17 protein-coding genes are annotated in these 20,786 nt (G+C 66.5%); 8 read left to right on the top strand and 9 right to left on the bottom strand.

All coding sequences use genetic code 11. From position 1 onward, the window contains the following. Window positions 1–102 precede the first annotated feature (102 nt). The 3 genes from PSA7680_RS08035 to PSA7680_RS08045 all read left to right on the top strand — a co-directional run bounded on the left by PSA7680_RS08035 (window position 103) and on the right by PSA7680_RS08045 (window position 4,515). Window positions 103–1,149 (top strand): ABC transporter permease, encoded by a 1,047-nt coding sequence (locus PSA7680_RS08035; RefSeq protein ID WP_085868183.1) that lies wholly within the window; start codon window positions 103–105, stop codon window positions 1,147–1,149. Between the two features lie 13 nt (window positions 1,150–1,162). Next, on the top strand, window positions 1,163–2,323 hold the full coding sequence (locus PSA7680_RS08040; RefSeq protein ID WP_085868185.1) for an ABC transporter permease: 1,161 nt from the start codon (window positions 1,163–1,165) through the stop codon (window positions 2,321–2,323). Window positions 2,324–2,430: 107 nt separating this feature from the next. Further along, complete coding sequence (locus PSA7680_RS08045) at window positions 2,431–4,515, top strand: dipeptide ABC transporter ATP-binding protein (protein ID WP_085868186.1); 2,085 nt, start codon at window positions 2,431–2,433, stop codon at window positions 4,513–4,515. 348 nt (window positions 4,516–4,863) lie between these two features. Here PSA7680_RS08045 and PSA7680_RS08050 read toward each other — a convergent pair whose 3' ends face one another. Continuing rightward, window positions 4,864–5,454 (bottom strand): lytic transglycosylase domain-containing protein, encoded by a 591-nt coding sequence (locus PSA7680_RS08050; RefSeq protein WP_085868187.1) that lies wholly within the window; start codon window positions 5,452–5,454, stop codon window positions 4,864–4,866. Between the two features lie 142 nt (window positions 5,455–5,596). Between PSA7680_RS08050 and ssb the strand changes: the two genes are divergently transcribed. Further along, window positions 5,597–6,106: a single-stranded DNA-binding protein gene (gene ssb, locus PSA7680_RS08055; protein WP_085868189.1), complete on the top strand. Its 510-nt coding sequence runs from the start codon at window positions 5,597–5,599 to the stop codon at window positions 6,104–6,106. A gap of 74 nt (window positions 6,107–6,180) precedes the next feature. Here ssb and PSA7680_RS08060 read toward each other — a convergent pair whose 3' ends face one another. The 5 genes from PSA7680_RS08060 to PSA7680_RS08080 form a co-directional block, all read right to left on the bottom strand. Continuing rightward, window positions 6,181–7,272 (bottom strand): ABC transporter ATP-binding protein, encoded by a 1,092-nt coding sequence (locus tag PSA7680_RS08060; RefSeq protein ID WP_085868191.1) that lies wholly within the window; start codon window positions 7,270–7,272, stop codon window positions 6,181–6,183. Window positions 7,273–7,292: 20 nt separating this feature from the next. Then, on the bottom strand, window positions 7,293–8,945 hold the full coding sequence (locus PSA7680_RS08065; protein ID WP_085868192.1) for an alpha-glucosidase: 1,653 nt from the start codon (window positions 8,943–8,945) through the stop codon (window positions 7,293–7,295). 13 nt (window positions 8,946–8,958) lie between these two features. After that, window positions 8,959–10,119, bottom strand: coding sequence for a carbohydrate ABC transporter permease (locus PSA7680_RS08070; protein ID WP_085868194.1), 1,161 nt, complete (start codon window positions 10,117–10,119; stop codon window positions 8,959–8,961). Further along, window positions 10,119–11,144, bottom strand: a complete 1,026-nt coding sequence (locus PSA7680_RS08075; RefSeq protein ID WP_085868196.1) for a carbohydrate ABC transporter permease — start codon at window positions 11,142–11,144, stop codon at window positions 10,119–10,121. The genes PSA7680_RS08070 and PSA7680_RS08075 overlap by 1 nt, the downstream gene beginning before the upstream one ends. Window positions 11,145–11,232: 88 nt before the next feature. Further along, the gene (locus tag PSA7680_RS08080; RefSeq protein WP_085868198.1) at window positions 11,233–12,501 is read right to left on the bottom strand and encodes an ABC transporter substrate-binding protein; all 1,269 of its coding nucleotides are present in this window, start codon (window positions 12,499–12,501) and stop codon (window positions 11,233–11,235) included. A 293-nt stretch (window positions 12,502–12,794) separates the two neighbouring features. Here PSA7680_RS08080 and PSA7680_RS08085 point away from each other — a divergent pair, with 293 nt between their 5' ends. Genes PSA7680_RS08085 through PSA7680_RS08095 form a run of 3 tightly spaced genes read left to right on the top strand, consistent with a single transcriptional unit; the run spans window position 12,795 to window position 16,169 of the window. Continuing rightward, window positions 12,795–13,829 (top strand): substrate-binding domain-containing protein, encoded by a 1,035-nt coding sequence (locus tag PSA7680_RS08085; protein WP_085868200.1) that lies wholly within the window; start codon window positions 12,795–12,797, stop codon window positions 13,827–13,829. Next, a complete protein-coding gene (locus PSA7680_RS08090) occupies window positions 13,826–15,154 on the top strand; it encodes a GH1 family beta-glucosidase (RefSeq protein ID WP_085868201.1) in 1,329 nt (442 codons plus the stop codon). Before PSA7680_RS08085 ends, PSA7680_RS08090 begins: the two co-directional genes overlap by 4 nt. 19 nt (window positions 15,155–15,173) lie before the next feature. Continuing rightward, the gene (locus PSA7680_RS08095; RefSeq protein ID WP_370738543.1) at window positions 15,174–16,169 is read left to right on the top strand and encodes a glucokinase; all 996 of its coding nucleotides are present in this window, start codon (window positions 15,174–15,176) and stop codon (window positions 16,167–16,169) included. 142 nt (window positions 16,170–16,311) lie between these two features. Here the strand turns inward: PSA7680_RS08095 and PSA7680_RS08100 are convergent, their stop codons facing one another. Together PSA7680_RS08100 and PSA7680_RS08105 are read right to left on the bottom strand one after the other, a co-directional pair. Then, complete coding sequence (locus tag PSA7680_RS08100; protein WP_085868205.1) at window positions 16,312–17,463, bottom strand: acetate/propionate family kinase; 1,152 nt, start codon at window positions 17,461–17,463, stop codon at window positions 16,312–16,314. Then, a complete protein-coding gene (locus PSA7680_RS08105; protein ID WP_085868207.1) occupies window positions 17,460–18,854 on the bottom strand; it encodes a bifunctional enoyl-CoA hydratase/phosphate acetyltransferase in 1,395 nt (464 codons plus the stop codon). The genes PSA7680_RS08100 and PSA7680_RS08105 overlap by 4 nt, the downstream gene beginning before the upstream one ends. Window positions 18,855–19,108: 254 nt before the next feature. Here PSA7680_RS08105 and PSA7680_RS08110 point away from each other — a divergent pair, with 254 nt between their 5' ends. Beyond that, window positions 19,109–19,498, top strand: coding sequence for a hypothetical protein (locus tag PSA7680_RS08110; protein WP_085868208.1), 390 nt, complete (start codon window positions 19,109–19,111; stop codon window positions 19,496–19,498). 119 nt (window positions 19,499–19,617) lie between these two features. Here PSA7680_RS08110 and cobT read toward each other — a convergent pair whose 3' ends face one another. Continuing rightward, window positions 19,618–20,631: a nicotinate-nucleotide--dimethylbenzimidazole phosphoribosyltransferase gene (cobT, locus tag PSA7680_RS08115; RefSeq protein WP_085868209.1), complete on the bottom strand. Its 1,014-nt coding sequence runs from the start codon at window positions 20,629–20,631 to the stop codon at window positions 19,618–19,620. Between the last annotated feature and the right edge of the window lie 155 nt (window positions 20,632–20,786).

Here is a 20,786-nt window from a genome sequence, read left to right on the forward strand (position 1 = left end):
CGGAGACGTGGCCCGGCGTGCAAGCAGCGGGCCGGGAGGCAGGGGTCTTCCGCACCAACGCCAGCCGAGAATGGCGCCCGCGATCTGAAAACAGGGATCTCTATGGGACTGTTCATCTTACGCCGTGTCGGGGTCATGATCCTCACGGCTCTATGCCTGACCTTCATCGTCTTCTACCTGACGAACCTCTATCCGAACCTCGAAAAACTGGCCAAGACGCAAGGCAACATGCGCATGACGGATGCGCAGGTCGAAAGCTGGCTCGGGGACCGGGGCTATCTCGAACCCATTCCGGTGAAATACGGCCAGTGGCTCGGCGTCCTGCCCGGCTTCACCCACACCGATGAGGACGGCAAGGTCACCGGCCGCTGCATCCGCACCGGGGTGGAGGCCGCCGACGCGCCCACCTTCTGCGGCATCCTGCAGGGGGATTGGGGCTATTCCACCGTGTTCAAGGACGAGGTGGGCACCATCGTGAGCAAGCGGCTCGCGCTCACCGGCAAGCTGATGTTCTGGGTGATGGTGCTGATGGTGCCCTCCGCCCTCATCATCGGGGTGCTGGCGGGGATGCGCGAAGGCAGCAAGCTGGACCGGACGCTCTCGACCTTCTCCATCGCCTCCACCGCGACGCCGGAATACGTCTCGGGCGTGATCCTGATCGCGGTCTTCGCCTCCTCGGCCTTCGGGCTCAAGTGGTTCAAGGGCACGGCGACCGCGGCGATGGACAACGCCACCTTCGAGAACTTCTTCCTGCCGGTGGTGACGATCGCGCTCTACGGCGTGGGCTACATCGCGCGGATGACGCGGGCCTCGATGACCGAGGTGATGACGGCCCAATACATCCGCACCGCGCGGCTGAAGGGCGTGAGCTTCCCCAACATCGTGATGAAACACGCCCTGCGCAACGCGCTGATCGCCCCTTTCACCGTCATCATGCTCCAGTTCCCCTGGCTGCTGAACGGCGTGGTGATCGTGGAGACGCTCTTCAACTACAAGGGCTTCGGCTGGACACTCGTCCAGGCCGCCGGCAACAACGACATCGAGCTCCTTCTGGGCTGCTCCGTCGTGGCCGTCTTCGTCGTGCTCGTCACGCAGCTGATCAGCGATATCGGCTACGTTTACCTCAACCCGCGCATCCGCGTATCTTAAGGGAGGACTGGACATGGAACCGCTTTCCTGGGGCCAGATCATCGGCCAGATGTTCATCCAGTTCACGCCGGTGTGGATCGCGCTGGTGGTGCTTTTCACGGCATCGATCATCTACAAACGCAAACTCGGCCTTTACGGCAAACTCTTCGACAGCCCCATCGGCATGATCGGCTTCGGCATCGTCATGTTCTGGGTGTTCACGGCGATCTTCTCCAACCTCATCATCACCCATGACCCGCTGGTGCAGGTCTCAGGCATGAAGAACAAGGTGCCCGGCACCCCGGTGCCCGAGGGAACGGCCGGGTTCGAATACTACCTGCTCGGCGGCGACAACCTCGCGCGGGACGTCTTCAGCCGCATGGTGGCCGGCAGCCGCATCGTGGTGCAGATCGCCCCCTTCGCTACGCTCTTCGCCTTCATGGTGGGGATCACGCTGGGCTTGCCGGCGGGCTATTTCGGCGGGCGGCTGGATACGTTCCTGTCGTTCCTGGCGAACCTGATCCTCGCCTTCCCGGTGATCCTGCTGTTCTACCTGCTGGTGACGCCGGAGATCGTGGCCACGGGGCTGCCCACCTACATGGCCGGGGTGCTCTTCCTGTTCCCGATCATCTTCCTCGTGGTGCTGTGGAACTCCCGCTACTTCACGCAGCCGCAGAAGCGCAACGTCTTCGTTGCCATCACGCTGCTGCTGGGGGGCTGGGTCTACCTCGGCACGGCCTGGGGGGCTGATCCCACCGGCTTCTTCAACATGCAGTCCAACATCCTGATCGTCTTCGTGTCGGTGGTGTTCGTGAACTCGCCCACGGTGTTCCGCATCGTGCGCGGGCTGGCGCTGGACATCCAGACCCGCGACTACGTGGCCGCCGCCCAGACCCGCGGCGAGGGCCCGTGGTACATCATGCTCTGGGAGATCCTGCCCAACGCGCGCGGGCCGCTGATCGTCGATTTCTGCCTGCGTATCGGCTACACCACGATCCTTCTCGGGACACTGGGCTTCTTCGGGCTGGGCCTTGAGCCGGAAAGCCCGGACTGGGGCACGACGATCAACGCGGGCCGCCGCCTGCTGTCGATCTTCCCGCACCCCGCCCTGGCCCCCGCCCTTGCGCTCATGAGCCTCGTTCTGGGGCTGAACCTGCTGGCCGATGGCCTGCGGGAGGAGAGCCTGAAGGACTAGGCGAAAAGGAAAAGGCCGGGGGCGCCGCCCCCGGCCCCCCGGGATACTTCCGGTCAGGAGATGGGGCAAAGCGCCCCGCCCGACCGCTCCGAGAAAGGAGAAACGACATGGCAAAATGGGACTACGACGGCCCGATCCTCGAAATCGAGAACCTCTCGATTTCCTTCTTCACGCGCCTGCGGGAGATCCCCGCGGTGATGGATTTCTCCTGCGTGGTGCAGCCCGGCGAGGCGATGGGGCTCGTGGGCGAATCCGGCTGCGGCAAATCCACCGTGGCGCTGGGGATCATGCAGGACCTGGGCGTGAACGGGCGCATCGTGGGCGGTTCGATCAAGTTCAAGGGCCGCAACCTGAACGAGATGAGCGCCGAGGAGCTGCGCGACATCCGGGGCTCCGAGATCGCGATGATCTACCAGGAGCCGATGGCCTCGCTGAACCCGGCGATGAAGATCGGCCGCCAGCTCATGGAAGTGCCGATGATCCATGAGGGCGTGAGCAAGGAGGAGGCCTACAAGCGCGCGCTGGAAGTGGTGACGGACGTGCGCCTGCCCGATCCGAAGCGGATGCTCGACAGCTACCCGCACCAGCTTTCGGGCGGCCAGCAGCAGCGCATCGTGATCGCCATGGCGCTGATGTCCAAGCCGTCGCTGCTGATCCTCGACGAGCCGACCACCGCGCTGGACGTGACGGTGGAAGCCGCCGTGGTGGACCTGGTGAAGGATCTCGGCAAGAAATACGGCACCTCGATGCTGTTCATCAGCCACAACCTCGGCCTCGTGCTGGAGACCTGCGACAGGATCTGCGTGATGTATTCGGGCGAGGCGGTGGAGACGGGCTCCATCGGGGATGTCTTCGACCAGATGCAGCACCCCTACACGCAGGCGCTGTTCCGCTCCATTCCCTTGCCGGGCGCCGACAAGAACGCACGCCCCCTCGTCGCGATCCCCGGCAACTTCCCCCTGCCCCACGAACGCCCGCCGGGCTGCAACTTCGGCCCGCGCTGCGACTATTTCGAAGAGGGCCGCTGCAACGCCGGCGACATCCCGATGCGCAAGATCCCCGGCAACGACCGCCACGCGAGCCGCTGCCTGAAGTTCGAGGAGATAGACTGGAACGCCCCCGTGCAGGCCGGCACGACGACGGAGAAGGCCGAGGTCGGCGACGTGGTGCTGAAGATCGAGGATCTGAAGAAATACTACGAGGTGGCGGCCAACGCGATGTTCGGCGGCGGCAACACCAAGGTGGTGAAGGCCAACGAGACGATCAGCTTCGAGGCCCGCGAATCCGAAACCCTCGCCATCGTGGGGGAATCGGGCTGCGGGAAATCCACCTTCGCCAAGGTGCTGATGGGGCTGGAAACCGCCACCGACGGCCACGTGCTGCTCAACAACTCCGCGATCCAGAACATCCCCATCCAGGAGCGCGACACGGAGACGGTCTCGACCGTGCAGATGGTGTTCCAGAACCCGTTTGACACGCTCAACCCCTCGATGACGGTGGGCCGGCAGATCATCCGTGCGCTGGAGATCTTCAAGGTCGGCAAGAACGAGGCCGACCGCAGGCAGCGGATGCTGGAGCTGCTGGACCTCGTGAAACTGCCGCGCGCCTTCGCGGACCGCATGCCGCGCCAGCTTTCGGGCGGGCAGAAGCAGCGTGTGGGCATCGCGCGGGCCTTCGCCGGGGATGCGCAGATCGTGGTGGCCGACGAGCCGGTTTCCGCGCTCGACGTCTCGGTGCAGGCGGCGGTGACGGATCTGCTGATGGAGATCCAGCGCCAGAACAAGACGACGCTTCTGTTCATCTCGCACGATCTGTCCATCGTGCGCTATCTCTCCGACCGGGTGATGGTGATGTACCTCGGCCACGTGGTGGAGATCGGCACCACCGATCAGGTCTTCTCGCCCCCCTACCACCCCTACACCGAGGCGCTGCTGTCGGCGGTTCCGATCGCGGACACCTCGATCCAGAAGGAGCACATCGTGCTGGAGGGCGACATCCCCTCGGCGATGGATCCGCCGCCGGGCTGCCCCTTCCAGACGCGCTGCCGGTGGAAATCGGAAGTGCCTGGCGGGCTCTGCGAGCGCGACGTGCCGCCGGTGAAGACGCTCGCGGACGGGCACCAGATCAAATGCCACCTCGCCGAAGACGTCCTGGCGCGCATGCAACCCGTCATCAAGGTGGCCGCGGAATAGGCCCTCGCGGGCTTCGGATCGGGAGAAGGCCGGGCCGCTGCGCCCGGCCTTTTTCGTCGGCAGGTTGCATCGGGGCGCGGGCGATTCCCCGGCGCACCCTTTCGCCGCGGCGGCGCGCGGGGCGCGGCCGGAAGATTAAGAAATCTTAACAAATCATTGGATCGGCAAACAAAAAGGGGGGTCTGCACACCCCCCTTTTCGGCGTTCCGTGCCCCGTGAGTAGTGGTGGCTTCGAACGCTTTGACCTGTCGAGTCAGGGGGATTCCCCCCATACTCTCGTGTCTTTATAACAGCTTGCGCCAAAAACGCGCGCCTTACGCAACGTAAGGCCGCAATGTAGGGCCAAGGTCAACTCCCGAGAATTTTCTTCACGTAGTTGCGCGTCTCGCGGTAGGGCGGCACGCCGCCGTATTTCACTACGGCCTCGGGCCCGGCATTGTAGGCCGCCAGCGCCAGCCGCCATGAGCCGAACCGGTCGTATTGCTGCTTCAGATAGCGGGCGCCGCCTTCCAGGTTCTGCTTGGGGTTGAGTGGATCGACCCGCAGCGAACGCGCCGTGGCCGGCATCAGCTGCGCCAGCCCGAGCGCGCCCTTGTGGGATTTCGCCCGCGCGTTCCAGCCGCTCTCCTGCTGCACGAGGCGCAGGAACAGATCCTCGGGAATGGCATGCTTGCGCGCCGCCTCGCGGGCCATGCGCATGTATTCGCCCCGATACTTCCCCGTGTAGCGCGGGATGGCGGCATTGATGCTGCTGGTGATCGAGTTCGGCAGCAGGCGCGAAGAGCCGGCGTATTGCGTGGCCGCGCGCCCGTCGAGCACCGAGAGCTGCGACTGGAAAAGCGCCGAACGGGATTTCGATTTCACGGAGGACGACTCCGCCGCCGCCCAGGAAGAAAACGCAAACACAAAAATGGATACTGCGCTCAACGTGCGTTTCATTGCTCGCCTCACCTATACCTCGCCCGGCAATATACAGATTTTTCGGGTTCGGGCCAGTCCGGAGAGGTTTTAGCCTTTTCTTACCCCTGCGCGGGTGGTGTAACGTCCTTCCAACACGACGGAAGGAATCGAAGGGGATGTCATGGCAGGCTCGGTAAACAAGGTCATTCTGGTGGGCAATCTGGGGCGCGACCCGGAAGTGCGCACCTTCCAGAACGGGGGCAAGGTCTGCAACCTGCGCATCGCCACCTCTGAAACCTGGAAAGACCGCAACACCGGCGAGCGCCGCGAACGCACGGAGTGGCACTCCGTGGCGATCTTCTCCGAGCCGCTGGCCCGGATCGCGGAGCAATATCTGCGCAAGGGCTCCAAGGTCTACATCGAGGGCCAGCTGGAGACCCGCAAGTGGCAGGATCAATCCGGCCAGGACCGCTACTCCACCGAGGTGGTGCTGCGCCCCTACCGGGGTGAGCTGACGCTTCTGGACGGCCGCGGCGAAGGCGGCGGTGGCGGCGGCGGCTACGGTGGTGGCCAGGGCGGTGGCGGCGGCTACAGCGGCGGCTACGACAGCGGCCCCTCCGGTGGCGGCGGCTACGGCGGCGGCCCGGCCGGCGGCGGCGCACCGGACATGGACGACGAAATCCCGTTCTGATCCGAACACGGCTTCAAAGAAAAACGCCCCGCGATCGCGGGGCGTTTTTTTCATTCCGGTTCTGCGGCGTCCCGTCAGCGATACAGCAGCGAGTGGCCGTTGCTGAACAGGTGCACCTTGGCCGGATCGGCCTTCAGGTTCACCGTGGTGCCGCGCAGCCCCGCATGGATTCCGGGCAGCTTGGCGATCACCGGATCCTGCCCCGCCTCGGCCTTGAAGTAGAGCAGCGTCACCTCGCCCAGGGCCTCGGTGATGTCCACGGTGCCGGTGAAGAGCGGCGCTTCGTCGGGGCCGCAGATCACCATGTCCTCCGGGCGCACGCCCACGTTCACGGCCATGCCCTTGTCGGACTCGGTGGTGGGATAGGCCGAGGCGGCCACGCCACCGCCGGCGAGCGCCACCTGCGTCTGGGCGCCGGTGCCCGTCACCTTGCCCGGCAGCAGGTTCATCGCGGGGGAGCCGATGAACTGGGCCACGAACTCGTTCTCGGGGCGCTCGTATAGCTCCAGCGGCGTTCCGACCTGCGCGATGCCCTTGTTGGCCAGCACCACGATGCGGCTGGCCAGCGTCATCGCTTCGACCTGATCGTGGGTCACGTAGATCATCGTCTTGTCGGGCATCGCCTCCTTGAGCTGGGCGATCTCGATCCGCGTCGCCACCCGCAGGGCGGCGTCGAGGTTGGAGAGCGGCTCGTCGAAGAGGAAGACGCTGGGTTCACGCACGATGGCGCGGCCGATGGCGACCCGCTGGCGCTGCCCGCCCGAGAGCGCCTTGGGCAGGCGGTCGAGGTAGGGTTCCAGTTGCAGGATGCGCGCGGCGTTCTCCACCGCCGCGTCGATCTCGGCCTGGCTCTTCTTGGCGATCTTGAGCGCGAACTGCATGTTCTCGCGCACCGTCATGTGCGGGTAGAGCGCGTAGGACTGGAACACCATGGCGATGCCGCGCTGCGCGGGCGGCACGTCGTTCACCACGGTGCCGCCGATCTCCAGCGTGCCGCCGGTGATCTTCTCCAGCCCCGCGATCATCCGCAGGAGCGTGGACTTGCCGCAGCCCGAGGGCCCGACGAAGACGATCAGCTCCCCTTCCTTGATGTCGAGATTGATGTCCTTCAGTACGTCGACCTCGCCATAGGACTTGGCCACGTCGGTGAGCTTGAGATCCGTCATCGTCCCCTCCCCCTTTTCCTTCAGCTTTCCTTGATGGCGAGGCAGCATTGCCAGCCGCCCAGTTGAACCCGCCCGTCGGCCCCCGGCGCGACGGAGCCGACCTCGGCCCCGATCTGCGCCCATTTGCCCGCGGGCAGGCCGATCTCGGCCGGCTCGTCCGAAAGGTTGAACGCGCAGAAGATCTCCTCGCCCTCGTGCATACGGGTGAAATAGACGACCGAACCGTCGGCCTTCACCCCGTCATGCTCCCCGCTGGCCAGCGCCGCGTGGGCGTGGCGCAGGGCGATGGCCTTGCGGTAGTGGTGCAGCAGCGCCTCCGGGTCTTCCTCCTGCGCGGCGGCGTTGCTGGCGATATGCTCGGGCGCCACCGGCAGCCAGGGCTTGCCCTCGGAGAAGCCCGCGTTCCGGTTGGAGTTCTCCCAGACCATCGGCGTGCGGCAGCCGTCGCGGCCCTTGAACTCGGGCCAGAACTCGATGCCGTAGGGATCCTGCAGATCTTCGAAGGCCACATCGGCCTCCACGAGGCCCAGTTCCTCGCCCTGGTAGATGCAGGCCGAGCCGCGCAGACACATCATCAGCGTCGTCATCAGCTTCTGCCCCTGCAGCGAGATGTTCCAGCGCGAGGCGTGGCGGCGCACGTCGTGGTTGGAGAAGGCCCAGCAGGGCCAGCCATCGGCGGCCACCTCGTCCACCCGGCCCATCACCTGCGCCACTTCCTGCGCGCTGGGGCGCTCGTTGGCGAGGAATTCGAAGGCGTAGCACATGTGCATCAGGTCATCGCCGGCGGTATACTGCCCGAGGATTTCGAGCCCCCGCTGGGCATCGCCCACCTCGCCCACGGCCGCCGCGTTGAACGGCTCCATCACCGCGCGCAGCTTGCGCAGGAACTCGAGGTTCTCGGGCTGGTTCTTGTCGTAGAGGTGCTCCTGGTGGTTGTAGGGGTTCACCTGCGGCGCGATCGTGGCGTTGCGCAGCTCGGGCGCGAGCGGCGGGTTGTCGCGCAGCTGCTTGTCGTGGACGTAGAAGTTGATCGTATCCAGACGGAAGCCGTTCACCCCGCGCTCCAGCCAGAAGCGGGCCACGTCCAGCAGCGCCTCCTGCACGGCCGGTTCGTGAAAGTTCAGATCGGGCTGCTCGCGCAGGAAGTTGTGCAGGTAATACTGCTGGCGGCGGCCATCCCACTGCCAGGCCGAGCCGCCGAAGATCGACAGCCAGTTGTTGGGCGGGTTGCCGTCGGGCTTGGGGTCGGCCCAGACATACCAGTTGGCCTTGGCGTTGTCCCGCGAGAGGCGGCTTTCCACGAACCACGGGTGTTCGTCGGAGGTGTGGCTGAGCACGAGATCGATCAGCACCTTCACGCCGTGCTTGTGGGCGGTCTGGATCACCGCGTCGAAATCCTGGATCGTGCCGAACATCGGATCCACGTCGCAGTAGTTGCTCACGTCGTAGCCGAAATCCTTCATCGGCGAGGTGAAGAAGGGCGAAATCCAGATCGCGTCCACGCCGAGGCTGGCGATGTAGGGGATGCGCTGCACGATGCCGCGCAGATCGCCGATCCCGTCTCCGTTGCTGTCCTGGAAGGAGCGCGGATAGATCTGGTAGATCACCGCCCCGCGCCACCAATCCTTGTCGAGTGCGACGTTTGCGTGCAGCGTGCCGCTTTGCATGTTCATTGCGATAGACATCCTATTTCACCGATCCGGCCAGCAGGCCGCGTACGAGGTATCGTTGCATTGCGAAGAAGACGAGCAGCGGCATGGCGATCGAAACGAAGGCCGCCGTTGCGAGGATTTCCCAGTTGCCGCCGCGGGTGCCCAGCAGTTCGACGATCTTGTTCGTCATCACCGTGGTTTCGCCGGAGGCGTCGATCAGGAACACCTTGGCCACCAGCAGATCGTTCCACGTCCAGAGGAACTGGAAGATCGCGAAGCTGGCGAGCGCCGGGAAGGAGAGCGGCAGGATGATCCGGGTGAAGATCTGGAAATCCGACGCGCCGTCCACCTTGGCGTTCTCGATGATGTCGCGCGGCAGGCCTGCCATGTAGTTGCGCAACAGGTAGATCGCCAGCGGCAGGCCGAAGCCGGTATGCGCCAGCCAGACCCCGAGGTAGCCCTTGCCGATGCCGATGTTGTTGTGGAACTTCAGCAGCGGGATGAGCGCCAGCTGCAGCGGCACCACCAGCAGGCCCACGACGATGGCGATCAGGATCGCCCGGCCGGGAAAATCCATCCACGCCAGCGCATAGGCCGCGAAGGCCGCGATCAGGATCGGGATCACCGTGGCCGGGATCGTCACCGTGAGCGTGTTGAAGAATGCCTTGGCCATGCCCTCGCTGTTGTTGGGATCCAGCAGCATGGAGTGGTAGTTGTCCAGCGTGAACTCCGGCGGGGCGACGGCGGTGAGGAAGACGCGCTGCCCCCGCCCCGTCATCTGCTCGGGCGCGGTGAGGCGGTAGTCGCCGTTGGCCTCGACGGTCAGTTGCTGGCCGTCCTTCAGCTCGGCCGTCTCGCCGGCGGCGTAGGCGTCGATCTCGCGCGAGGAGGTGCCCCAGACGCTGATTTCGCCCTGGCTGCGCCCGTCGAGCGCAAAGAGGTTGCCCTCGATCACCCAGAGATCGCCCTGCTGCACCTGCACGCCCTCGTCGTCCGGGTCGGCGGCGCGGATCACGAGGTTCTGCTCGGAGGGAAACATCGCCTTCCACCAGCCGCTGGTGGCGATCTGGTCGGCGGTGCGGAAGGAGGAAACGAGCAGCCCGACGGTGGGGAAGAGCCACAGCAGCACCAGCGCGATCACGGAGAGCTGCACCGCCCATTGAAGGGAGGATTTGGAACCTGCGATATTATCCATCAGCGCATCTCCTTGCGGGCGTTGCGGACGTTCCACACGAGGATCGGCGTCACGAGCAGCATGATGACCATGGCGCTGGCGGAGCCGATGCCCCAGTCGTTGGCGCGGAACAGCTTGTCGAACATGTAGTTGGCCAGAACCTGCGTCTCCCACTGGCCGTTGGTCATGGCGAAGACGATGTCGAAGACCTTGAGCACCACGAGCGTGATCGTCGTCCAGACCACCATGATGGTGGACTTGATCTGCGGCACCTTGATCTTGAAGAAGATCTGGAACGGGTTGGCGCCGTCCACGATGGCGGCTTCCACGGTTTCCTCGGGAATGCCGCGCAGGGCGGCCGACAGGATCACCATGGCGAAGCCGGTCTGGATCCAGATCAGCACCACCATCAGGAAGAAGCTGTTCCAGAAGGGAATGGTGAGCCAGGTCTGCGGCTCGCCGCCGAAGCTGGTGACGATGGCATTGAGGATGCCGATCTGCTCCTGCCCTTCCGGGCGGGCGTCGTAGACGAGCTTCCAGATCACCGAGGCGCCCACGAAGGAGATCGCCATGGGCATGAAGATCAGCGATTTCGCCACGTTGCCCCAGCTGAGCCGGTCGGTGAGCTGGGCGGCCAGCAGGCCGAAGGCGGTGGAGAAGGCCGGCACGACGATGAGCCACAGCATGTTGTTGCGCATGGCTTCCCAGAACTTGGGCTCGGCCATCATCTTCACGTAGTTTTCTGCCCCAACCCAGTTGTAGGCGTATTCCCCCGGCCCGCCGCCGGGCACCGGCACGCGCTCGGTGAGCGACAGCCGCAGCGTTTCGATCACGGGATAGGCGAGGTAGAGCCCCAGCGCGATGATCGCGGGCAACAGGAACAGCCACGGGCGAACCATGTTGGCGCGGGTGATGTTGCGGCCCGCGTTGGGCCCCTTCGCCGGAAAGATGAAGCGATCCAGGATCAGGTTCGAGAAGTAGAAGTAACCGATACAGCCGCTGACGCCGATAGCAATGGTCAGCAGGCCCTGCAAAGCCGGGTGCATGGGGGGCCTCCGCCGTGAAGATGTTGGGCTTGGGGAAAGGGGAGCGCGCAGATCGCCCGCGCGCTCCGTCAGTCGGGGAGGAAGCGCCTTACTTCAGCGCGTCCCAGCTGGCCTGGATCTCGGCCGCCACTTCGGCCGCATCCTTGCCGCCGGCGTAGTCCACCATGCCGGTCCAGAAAGAGCCCGCGCCCACGCCGCCCGGCATCAGGTCGGAGCCGTCGAAGCGGAAGGTGGTGGCCCCCAGCAGGATGTCGTTCATCTTCTTCAGGGTCGGATCGGAGAAGACGGAGGTGTCCACGCCCTTGTGCGGGGTGAGGAAACCTTGCAGCGCCATCCAGATCTCGTGGGCTTCCGGCTCCTGCAGGTAGGCGATCAGGTCATGGGCGGCCTGGTTCTCGTTGGTGATGGCCCAGACGGTGCCGGCGCCCAGAACCGGGGAGCCCAGATCCTTCTCGGCATAGGCCGGGAAGTAGAAGAAATCAGCATCCTCACCCACCACGGTGCCTTCCGGGAAGAAGGCCGGGATGAAGCTCGCCTGGCGGTGCATGTAGCACTGCGGCGGCGAGGAGAAGAGGCCCTTGGGGCTGTCGCGGAAGTCGGTCGAGGCCACGGCCCCGGCGCCACCGGCCACGTAGGCGTCGTTGCGCGCGAAATGGCCGAACTCCTCGATGGCGGCGACGACGCGCTCATCGGTGAAGGGGATCTCGTTGCTGACCCACTGGTCGTAGACGTCCGGCGTCTGCGTGCGCAGCATCATGTCTTCCACCCAATCGGTGGCTGGCCAGCCGGTCGCGCCGCCGGAGCCGAGGCCGATGCACCAAGGGGTGCCGCCGTCGGCGACGATCTGATCGGTGAGCGCCTTCAGCTCTTCCATGGTTTCCGGCACTTCGTAGCCGGCATCCTCGAAGTTCTCCGGCACGTACCAGACGAGGGATTTCACATCGACCTTGTAGAAGAAGCCGTAGAGGTTCTCGGAGCCGTCGGGGCCGGCGTAGGTGCCCAGATCGACCCAGGACTGGCCGGCGGCGTAGTTTTCACGGATCCAGTCGGCGGTGCCTTCCTTCAGCGGGGTCAGGAAGCCGCGGCTTGCGAAATCGGCGGCAAGGCCCGGCTGCGGGAAGACCGCGATGTTGGGGGCGGAGCCGGCTTCGGCGTCCACGAGGATCTGCTGCTCGAAGCTGTCGGAGCCGACGTAGCGCACGTCATGGCCGGATTTCTCGGCGAAGGCGGCCAGCACCTTTTCCACGTTTTCCTGGTCCGGGCCGAGCCAGGGGCCGAAGACGGTGAGCTGCTCGGCCTGGGCGGCGCCTGCCGCCAGGGCCATCGCGGCCACACCTGCATAGAGTGCATGTTTCATAAGGATGTCCTCCCGTGTTCCCTATTGAACGTCAATGTGCCGGGTCCTTCCCCGGCCGAAAGCCACTTGCGGGGCAGCGGCCAATCCGCTGAAATTTCCCAAAGCGCTTTGAACCATTTCAAAAACGCACAACGGCGGGCCAGAGTCAACGATTCACTTCGCGTGTTTCGGCCATTTTTCCAATATTTCCGGTGGCGTTTTTCGGCGCGCCGTCCGGGCACATCGAAAAAAGGCAGCAATCCTGCCCCTCTGCCCCCTTGCGTGACTCAAAGCGCTTTGGCATTCTCCGCCACATGAACCTCAAGGAACTCTCCAGCCTTCTCGGCCTCTCGCAGACCACGGTGAGCCGTGCCCTGAACGGCTATCCCGAGGTGAGCGAAGCCACGCGCCAGAAGGTGATGGCGGCGGCGAAGAAATACAATTACGCGCCCTCCAGCCGGGCGCGCAGCCTGGCCACGGGGCGGTCGATGGCCATCGGCCACGTGATCCCGATCTCCTCCAAGCACGAGATGGTGAACCCGATCTTCGCCGATTTCATCGCCGGCGCCGGGGAGACCTATTCCCGCTCGGGCTACGACATGCTGCTGTCGGTGGTGAACGATGAAGACGAGGAGGCCGCCTACCGGGAGATGGCCACCAAGGGCTCGGTGGACGGCATCATCGTGCACGGCCCGCGCGAAAACGATCCCCGGATCGAACTGCTGATGGAGATCGGCCTGCCCTTCGTCGTCCACGGCCGCGCCGGCAACGACACGCGCCCCTATTCCTGGGTCGACATCAACAACGGCCACTCCTTCCGCCGGGCCACGGATTTCCTGCTCGACCTGGGCCACCGGCGGATCGCCCTGATCAACGGCATCGAGTCGATGGATTTCGCCCGGCGCCGGCGCCTCGGCTACGAGGCCGCGCTCGCCGCGCGCAACGTGCGCCCGCGGCCCGAGCTGATGTCGGCGCAGGAGATGACGGAACAGAACGCCTACCGCAGCGCCCGCGAGATGCTGGCGCTGCCCGAGGCCCCCACGGCCTTCCTCGTGTCCTCCTACATCTCCGCCATCGGCGTGCGCCGCGCGGTCTCGCAGGCCGGGCTGAAGATCGGGAAGGACGTGTCGATCGTCACCCATGACGACGATCTCTCCTACCTGCGCAACGGCGACGAAATCCCCATGTTCACCGCCACGAAATCCTCCGTGCGGGCCGCCGGGCGGCGCTGCGCCGAGATCGTGCTGGATCACATCGCCAACCCGGACCTTCCCCCCGTCCAGGAACTGTGGGAAACGGACCTGACCCTCGGCCTCTCCACCGGCCCCGCCGCCAAGGAATTCACATGACCCTCACCATCAAACGCTCCGATTTCCCGGAAGGTTTCCTGTTCGGGGCCGCAACCTCGAGCTACCAGATCGAAGGCCACGCCTTCGGCGGTGCCGGCTCCACCCACTGGGACACTTTCGCCGCCACGCCCGGCAACGTGGCCCGCGCCGAGAACGGCGCGCGCGCGGTGGATCACTACCACCGCTACCCGGAAGACATCGCCCTGATGAAGGAGGCGGGCTTCGACATGTACCGCTTCTCCACCAGCTGGGCGCGGGTGATGCCGGAGGGGCGCGGCGCGGTGAACCCAGAGGGGCTCGATTTCTACGACCGGCTCACGGATTCGCTGCTGGAGGCCGGCCTGAAGCCCTGCGCCACGCTCTACCATTGGGAGCTTCCCAGCGCGCTGGCGGACATGGGCGGCTGGACGAACCGCGACATCGCCCAGTGGTTCGGCGATTTCGCCGAAGTCATCATGGGCCGCATCGGAGACAGGATGTATTCCGTGGCCCCGATCAACGAGCCGTGGTGCGTGGCCTGGCTGAGCCATTTCCACGGCATCCACGCCCCCGGCCTGCGCGACATCCGCGCCGCCGCCCGCGCCATGCACCACGTGAACTTCGCCCACGGCACCGCCATCGAGCGGATGCGCGCCATGGGGATCAAGAACCTCGGCTGCGTCTTCAACGCCGAATACGCCCTGCCCGCCGATGACAGCGATGGCAGCCGCCGCGCCGCCGCGCGCTATGACGCGATCTTCAACCGCTTCTTCATCTCCGGCGTCTTCAAGGGCGCATACCCCGAGCTGGTGCTCGAAGGGCTGGAGCCGCATCTGCCCAAGGGCTGGCAGGAGGATTTCGCCACCATCACCGCGCCGCTGGATTGGTGCGGGCTGAACTACTACACCCGCAAGCTGCTGCGCGAGACGGATGCGCCCTGGCCCTCCTACGAAGAGGTCCCCGGCCCGCTGCCGAAGACCTCGATCGGATGGGAGATCTTCCCGGAAGGGCTTCACCACTTCCTGAAGATGTTCAACGACGAATACTCCAAGGGCCTGCCGATCTTCGTCACCGAGAACGGCACCGCCGGCTTCGATCCCATCGAGAACGGCCGCGTGCAGGACGATCACCGCATCGCCTACATCGATAAACACTTGCATCAGGCCGCGTTAGCGCTATCAGAGGGCGTGCCCCTGAAGGGGTATTTCCTGTGGTCCCTGCTCGACAACTACGAGTGGGCGGAAGGATACGACCAGCGTTTCGGCCTCGTCCACGTGGATTACGAGAGCTTGCAGCGCACGCCGAAAGCCTCCTATGAGGCGCTGAAAGCGGCCCTGGCCGCGTAAGACGAAGAGGATGGCCGCCGTGAACGCCGACCCCGGATACAGCCTCGTTGCCGACATCGGCGGCACCAACACGCGCGTGGCGCTCGCCCGCGGCACCGCGCTGCAGGACGGCAGCGTCAAGCGCTTCCGCAACGCCGATTTCCCCGGGCTGGAAACCATCCTGCGCACCTATCTGGAGGGCGAGGGCGTGGCCGCCTGCGCCGGCGCCTGCGTGGCCGCCGCCGGGCCGGTGCATGATGGCGTCGCCACCATGACGAACCTCGACTGGACGATCGACAAGCCGATGCTCGCCCGCGCCACCGGCGCGAAGGCCACGGCGATCCTGAACGATCTCCAGGCGCAGGGGCACGCGATCGGGCACCTGTCGCCCGAGGTGCTGCGCCCGGTGATCGACGCCCACGGCGACAAGCCCCAGCCCGGCCCCAACGCCGCGAAACTGGTGATCGGCGTGGGCACCGGCTTCAACATCGCCGCCGTCTACGACACCGCGCAGGGCCGGCTCGTGACCCCGTCGGAAGCCGGCCACGCCAGCCTTCCGGCGCGCACCGAAGACGATCTGCGCCTGTGCACCTACCTCGAAACGATCCACGGCTTTCCCTCCGTGGAGGATGCGATCTCGGGCCGCGGGCTGGAGCGCATCTACGACTGGCTCGGCAAGGAAGCCGGCGATCCGGCCGAGAAATCCGCCGCCGACATCATGGCCGGCGCCAACGACGGCTCCGATGCGCGCGCCGTGAAGGCCGTGGCCTGCTTCACCCGGCTCCTGGGCTCGGTGGCGGGCAACATGGCGCTGATCCACCTGCCCTTCGGCGGCATCTACCTCGTGGGCGGCGTCGCGCGCGCGTTCCTGCCCCACTACGGCCCTCACGGCTTCACCGAGGCCTTCCGCGACAAGGGCCGCTTCGCCGGGTTCATGCAGAATTTCGACGTGACGGTGATCGAGGACGATTACGCCGCCCTCACCGGCTGCGCCCACCACCTCGCCGCTCTGATGGGCGAGTCGGGCGCGCTTTGACGCATTAGATCCCGTCCGGTTTCGCCCAACAGGCACTGTTGGGCCGCGCCGTCCCGCCCCCACGGGGCGGCGCGACTGCGCCTCCCCTCGGGACGGCGCTACCGTTGCGCAGGGCCGCTCCCCCGAGTTTGCATTGCCCCTCCTATCCCAGCAGCCGTGCCGCGTGGCGGGCGATGACGCCCTCCTCGTCGGTCGGAATCACGAAGGCCCGTTTCGCACTCCCTTCCGCGGTGATCTCCGGGCCATGCTCGGCGTTTCGCACCGCATCCGGCGTGAAACCGAGCCATGAACAGCCTTCGAGAATGGCCTGCCGGACAGGGGCCGCGTGCTCGCCGATGCCTGCGGTGAACACCAGCGCGTCGATCCCGCCGAGCGCCGCGGCCATTTCGGCCACGCACCCCACCGCGCGGTAGACGAAGAGATCCACCGCCTCGCGGGCCTCCGGCGCCTCGCTCGCCAGCAGGTCGCGCATGTCGCTCGACAGACCCGACACGCCCAGAAGCCCCGACTGCCCGCCCAGAAGCGCCTCGAGCGTTCCGGGCCCGTAGCCCTTCTCGCGCATCAGGTGCAGCAGCACCCCCGGATCGATGCTGCCGCAGCGCTTGCCCATCACCAGCCCGTCCAGCGCGGTGAACCCCATGCTCGTGGCGTGGCTTCTGCCATTGCGAAGCGCGCAGGCCGAAGCCCCGTGACCGAGGTGCAGCACGACGGCGCGCTCAACGTTTTTCCCCGCGATCACGGGGAGTTGCGCGGCGATATGCTCGTAGGACAGCCCGTGGAACCCGTAGCGCAGGATGCCTTCGGCGGTCAGTTCGCGCGGGATCGCGAAGATCTGCGCAAGGCGCGGCTGGCTGCGGTGGAAGGCGGTGTCGAAACAGCCCACCTGAACCGCCTGCGGCAAAGCCGCCTGCGCCGCCCGCACCCCGGCGAGGTTGTGCGGCTGGTGGGCGGGCGCGAGCGGCACGAGGGCTTCGAGCCGCGCCATGTCCTCGGGCCCCAACACGCAGGGCGCGCCATACTCCCGCCCGCCATGCACGATGCGGTGGCCCACCGCGGCGATCTCCAGATCCGCCCCCTGCGCCAGCAGCCGCGCGATGACCCAGGCCAGGACGGCGCCGTGGCCGGCCTCGGTAGGCAGGCCCGTCTCCTGCACCTCACCAGCAAGGGCGATCCTTGGCCCCGCGCCGATGCGCTCGGCCTGCCCGGAGAGGATTTCGGATTGGGTTTCAGCATCGTAGAGGCCGAACTTCAGAGAGGACGAGCCGGCATTCAGAACAAGGATCGCGCGGCTCATGCGGAAAGCTCCGGCTTGCGGCGCACGAAAAGCTGCGCCATGGCGGCCGAAGCCACGCGGGAAATCTCGCCGTCGGCGCGGCTGGTGAGCATGATCGGCACCCGCGCGCCGAGCACCAGCCCGGCGCTCTCCGCTCCGGCCAGGTACATCAGCTGCTTCGCGATCATGTTGCCCGCCTCCAGATCCGGCGCCACGAGAATGTCGGCCTGCCCGGCCACGGGCGAGGTGATGCCCTTCGTCTGCGCCGCGGCCAGCGAGATCGCGTTGTCGAACGCCAGCGGCCCGTCCAGCAGCCCGCCGGTGATCTGGCCGCGATCGGCCATCTTGCAGAGCGCCGAGGCCTCAACGGTGGAAGGGATCTTCGGCATGATCGTTTCCACGGCGGAGAGGATCGCCACCTTCGGCACCGCCACCCCCATGCTGCGCACCAGTTCGATGGCGTTCTGCACGATGTCGGCCTTCACGGCGAGATCGGGGAAGATGTTGATCGCGGCGTCGGTGATGAACAGCGGCTTGGGGTAGCTGGGCACGTCCAGCGCGAAGACATGGCTCATGCGCCGCTCGGTGCGCAGGCCGGTGGCCTTGTCGACGACGGCACCCATCACCTCGTCGGTGTGCAGCGCCCCCTTCATCAGCGCCTCCGCCCGCCCGGCGCGCACGAGCGCCACGGCCTCGGCCGCGGAGGCGTGGCTGTGGGGCGTATCGACGATCTCCGCGCCGTCAAGATCCAGCCCCTCCGCCTGCGCCGTGGCCCGGATGCGTGCCTCCGGCCCCACCAGAACCGGCGCGATCAGCCCGAGCCGGGCCGCCTGAAGCGCGCCGCCCAGCGAGACCGCATCGCAGGGGTGCACGACGGCGGTGCGGATCGGATCCAGCGCCTCGGTGGCCTGCAGCAGCGCCTCGTAGGCCCCGCGCCGGCGGCGCAGCTGCACCTCGGGCAGATCCACGCGGGCACGGCGGATCTTCTCCGTCGGTGCCGCCACCTCGGCCTCGCCCGAAATCAGCAGGCTGCCGTCGGCCCCTTCGCAGCGGCAGTCGAAGATCACCCGGTGCCCCTCGGCGTGCTTCGCGCGCACGGTGACGCGCGCGGTGACGGTATCGCCCAGCCCCACGGGCGCGTGGAAGCGCAGCGTCTGGCCCCGGTAGAGCGTGCCCGCGCCCGGAAGCTCGGTGCCCAGAAGCGTCGAGAACAGCGCCCCCGCCCACATGCCGTGGCCCACGATCCGGTGGCTGTCGGCCGCGGCGGCGAACTCGGCATCCATGTGGGCCGGGTTCACGTCGCCCGACATCACCGCGAAGAGATCGATGTCGCGGGTGGTGAGCGTCCGGGTCAGCGCCGCGCTGTCGCCGGGGGCGATCTCGTCGAAGGTGCGGTTTTCAAGGTAGTCCATGCCGGTCTCCAAACCCTGTGGCTGCGGCGCGCCGCGCCTGAAATGCGTCCGGTGCCGCGCGCCCCCCGATCGCACGGGCCGCCGCCTGCTCCCATGACTTGCATCAAACGCGCGCCCGGTCCAGTTCCGCGACGCCCGCCCGCAACCACCCGGCAACCGCCCGAGCGCGATTTCCCCCGCAATCGCAAAAGGCTGGACGCACATCCTCAAGGCGCTACTGTGGCCGGGATGTCCATCCGACGGAGACGCAAGGAATGATGAAGATGCTGATCTCGGCCGTGTTCACGACACTGGCCAATGCGGTGGGGCTGCTGCTGGCGTGGCTGCTGCTGCCGAATTTCTCGATCGATTTCATATCGTTCGTGATCGTGGTGCTGCTGTTCACCGCCATCACGGTGGTGGCGGGGCCGCTGCTGACGAAGATGTCGCTCAAGAACCTGCCCGCGCTTCAGGGCGGGGTGGCGCTGGTGACGGTCTTCGTGGGCCTCGTGATCACCAACCTGATCCTGCCCGGCCTCACCATCGGCGGCATCTCCAACCTGCTGGCCGCAACGCTGCTGGTCTGGCTCGGCTCGCTGATCGCGGCGATCGTGCTGCCGATGTATCTGTTCAAGGAAACGCTGGAGAAGCACAAAGCTAAGTAAGCACTCACAACAAAGTGCGGGCGTCGTGCTTTAGAGCAAAGCGCCTGCCCGGGTGGGCGCGAAACGCGCCCGCCATGGGGCGGGCGGGCGCGTGCCCGCCACTATCGTGACGGGCAGAATTAACCCTCAGACACCCCGGCTTCCGCGAAGGTCGCCATGCCGGAATGGCAGGCCACCGCCCCTTTCAGGATCTGGATCGCCAGCGCGCCGCCCGAGGCCTCGCCCAACCGCATCCCGAGATCCAGCAGGGGCTCCATCCCCAGTTTCGCCAGCGCCGCGCCATGGGCCTGTTCGGCGGAGCCATGCCCGGCCACCACGTGATCGAGCGCATCAGCGCTTTCGCGCGCCAGGCAGGAGAGCGCCGCGGTGCAAACGAAACCGTCCATGATCACCGGGATCGACAGCACGCGCGCGCGCACCACCGCGCCCGCCATGGCCGCCAGTTCGCGCCCGCCGAGATTCGCGAGGATCTCGAGCCCGCCCCGCCCCGGATTCGCCGCCACGCCATCGGCCACCACCTGCGCCTTGAGCGGCAGGGCCTCTTCGCTGATTCCAGTGCCGAGCCCCGTCCAGTCCAGCGCGCTGCCGCCGTGGAGCGCGAGGTAGATCGCCGCCGCCGAGGTGGTGTTGGCGATGCCCATCTCCCCGACGACGAGGAGATCGGCCTGCGGATCCACCGCGTTCCAGCCCGCCGCCAGCGCGGCAAGGAATTCGGCCTCGTTCATCGCCGGGCCTTGCGTGAAATCGGCGGTGGGGGTGTCGAGATCGAGCGGCACCACCGAAAGCGCAGCGCCCGCGGCCTTGCAGAGCTGGTTGATCGCCGCGCCGCCGTGTTCGAAATTGGCCACCATCTGCACCGTCACCTCGCCCGGAAAGGCCGAGACCCCGCGCGCTGCGACACCGTGGTTGCCGGCGAAGACGATGACCTGCGGCGACTCGACGGAGGGCCTGTCGGTCCCGCGCCAGCCGGCATACCAGATCGCCAGGTCCTCGAGCCGCCCCAAGGCGCCGGGCGGCTTGGTCAGCACGCCGTTGCGCGCACGCGCGGCCTGCGCGGCGGCGGCATCGGCCTTGGGCAGGGATTTCAGCAGGTCCGACCAGTCCTTCAGGGTCACGGGCTGCGATTGGCTCATGGGATGGGCTCTCCTCGTCTTGCTCTCGCCCGCCTGTGTAGCGGCGCGCGGCCGGCAGGCAAAGCGGCAAAGGCGGCATGGCGCGGCGCCCCAGCGTCACAGGCGCCGGAGGCCACGCGAAGAACGCCCCGCAAGGGGCCGCAATAACGAAAATT

The sequence above is a fragment of the Pseudoruegeria aquimaris genome (assembly GCF_900172235.1).
GTDB classification, from domain to species: Bacteria; Pseudomonadota; Alphaproteobacteria; order Rhodobacterales; family Rhodobacteraceae; genus Pseudoruegeria; species Pseudoruegeria aquimaris.

Excerpts from the sequence above, each read along its gene's own strand:
- PSA7680_RS08035 (WP_085868183.1), top strand. The coding sequence starts at position 103 with ATGGGACTGTTCATCTTACGCCGTGTCGGGGTCATGATCCTCACGGCT.
- PSA7680_RS08040 (WP_085868185.1), top strand. The coding sequence starts at position 1,163 with ATGGAACCGCTTTCCTGGGGCCAGATCATCGGCCAGATGTTCATCCAG.
- PSA7680_RS08045 (WP_085868186.1), top strand. The coding sequence starts at position 2,431 with ATGGCAAAATGGGACTACGACGGCCCGATCCTCGAAATCGAGAACCTC.
- PSA7680_RS08050 (WP_085868187.1), bottom strand. The coding sequence starts at position 5,454 with ATGAAACGCACGTTGAGCGCAGTATCCATTTTTGTGTTTGCGTTTTCT.
- ssb (WP_085868189.1), top strand. The coding sequence starts at position 5,597 with ATGGCAGGCTCGGTAAACAAGGTCATTCTGGTGGGCAATCTGGGGCGC.
- PSA7680_RS08060 (WP_085868191.1), bottom strand. The coding sequence starts at position 7,272 with ATGACGGATCTCAAGCTCACCGACGTGGCCAAGTCCTATGGCGAGGTC.
- PSA7680_RS08065 (WP_085868192.1), bottom strand. The coding sequence starts at position 8,945 with ATGAACATGCAAAGCGGCACGCTGCACGCAAACGTCGCACTCGACAAG.
- PSA7680_RS08070 (WP_085868194.1), bottom strand. The coding sequence starts at position 10,119 with ATGGATAATATCGCAGGTTCCAAATCCTCCCTTCAATGGGCGGTGCAG.
- PSA7680_RS08075 (WP_085868196.1), bottom strand. The coding sequence starts at position 11,144 with ATGCACCCGGCTTTGCAGGGCCTGCTGACCATTGCTATCGGCGTCAGC.
- PSA7680_RS08080 (WP_085868198.1), bottom strand. The coding sequence starts at position 12,501 with ATGAAACATGCACTCTATGCAGGTGTGGCCGCGATGGCCCTGGCGGCA.
- PSA7680_RS08085 (WP_085868200.1), top strand. The coding sequence starts at position 12,795 with ATGAACCTCAAGGAACTCTCCAGCCTTCTCGGCCTCTCGCAGACCACG.
- PSA7680_RS08090 (WP_085868201.1), top strand. The coding sequence starts at position 13,826 with ATGACCCTCACCATCAAACGCTCCGATTTCCCGGAAGGTTTCCTGTTC.
- PSA7680_RS08100 (WP_085868205.1), bottom strand. The coding sequence starts at position 17,463 with ATGAGCCGCGCGATCCTTGTTCTGAATGCCGGCTCGTCCTCTCTGAAG.
- PSA7680_RS08105 (WP_085868207.1), bottom strand. The coding sequence starts at position 18,854 with ATGGACTACCTTGAAAACCGCACCTTCGACGAGATCGCCCCCGGCGAC.
- PSA7680_RS08110 (WP_085868208.1), top strand. The coding sequence starts at position 19,109 with ATGATGAAGATGCTGATCTCGGCCGTGTTCACGACACTGGCCAATGCG.
- cobT (WP_085868209.1), bottom strand. The coding sequence starts at position 20,631 with ATGAGCCAATCGCAGCCCGTGACCCTGAAGGACTGGTCGGACCTGCTG.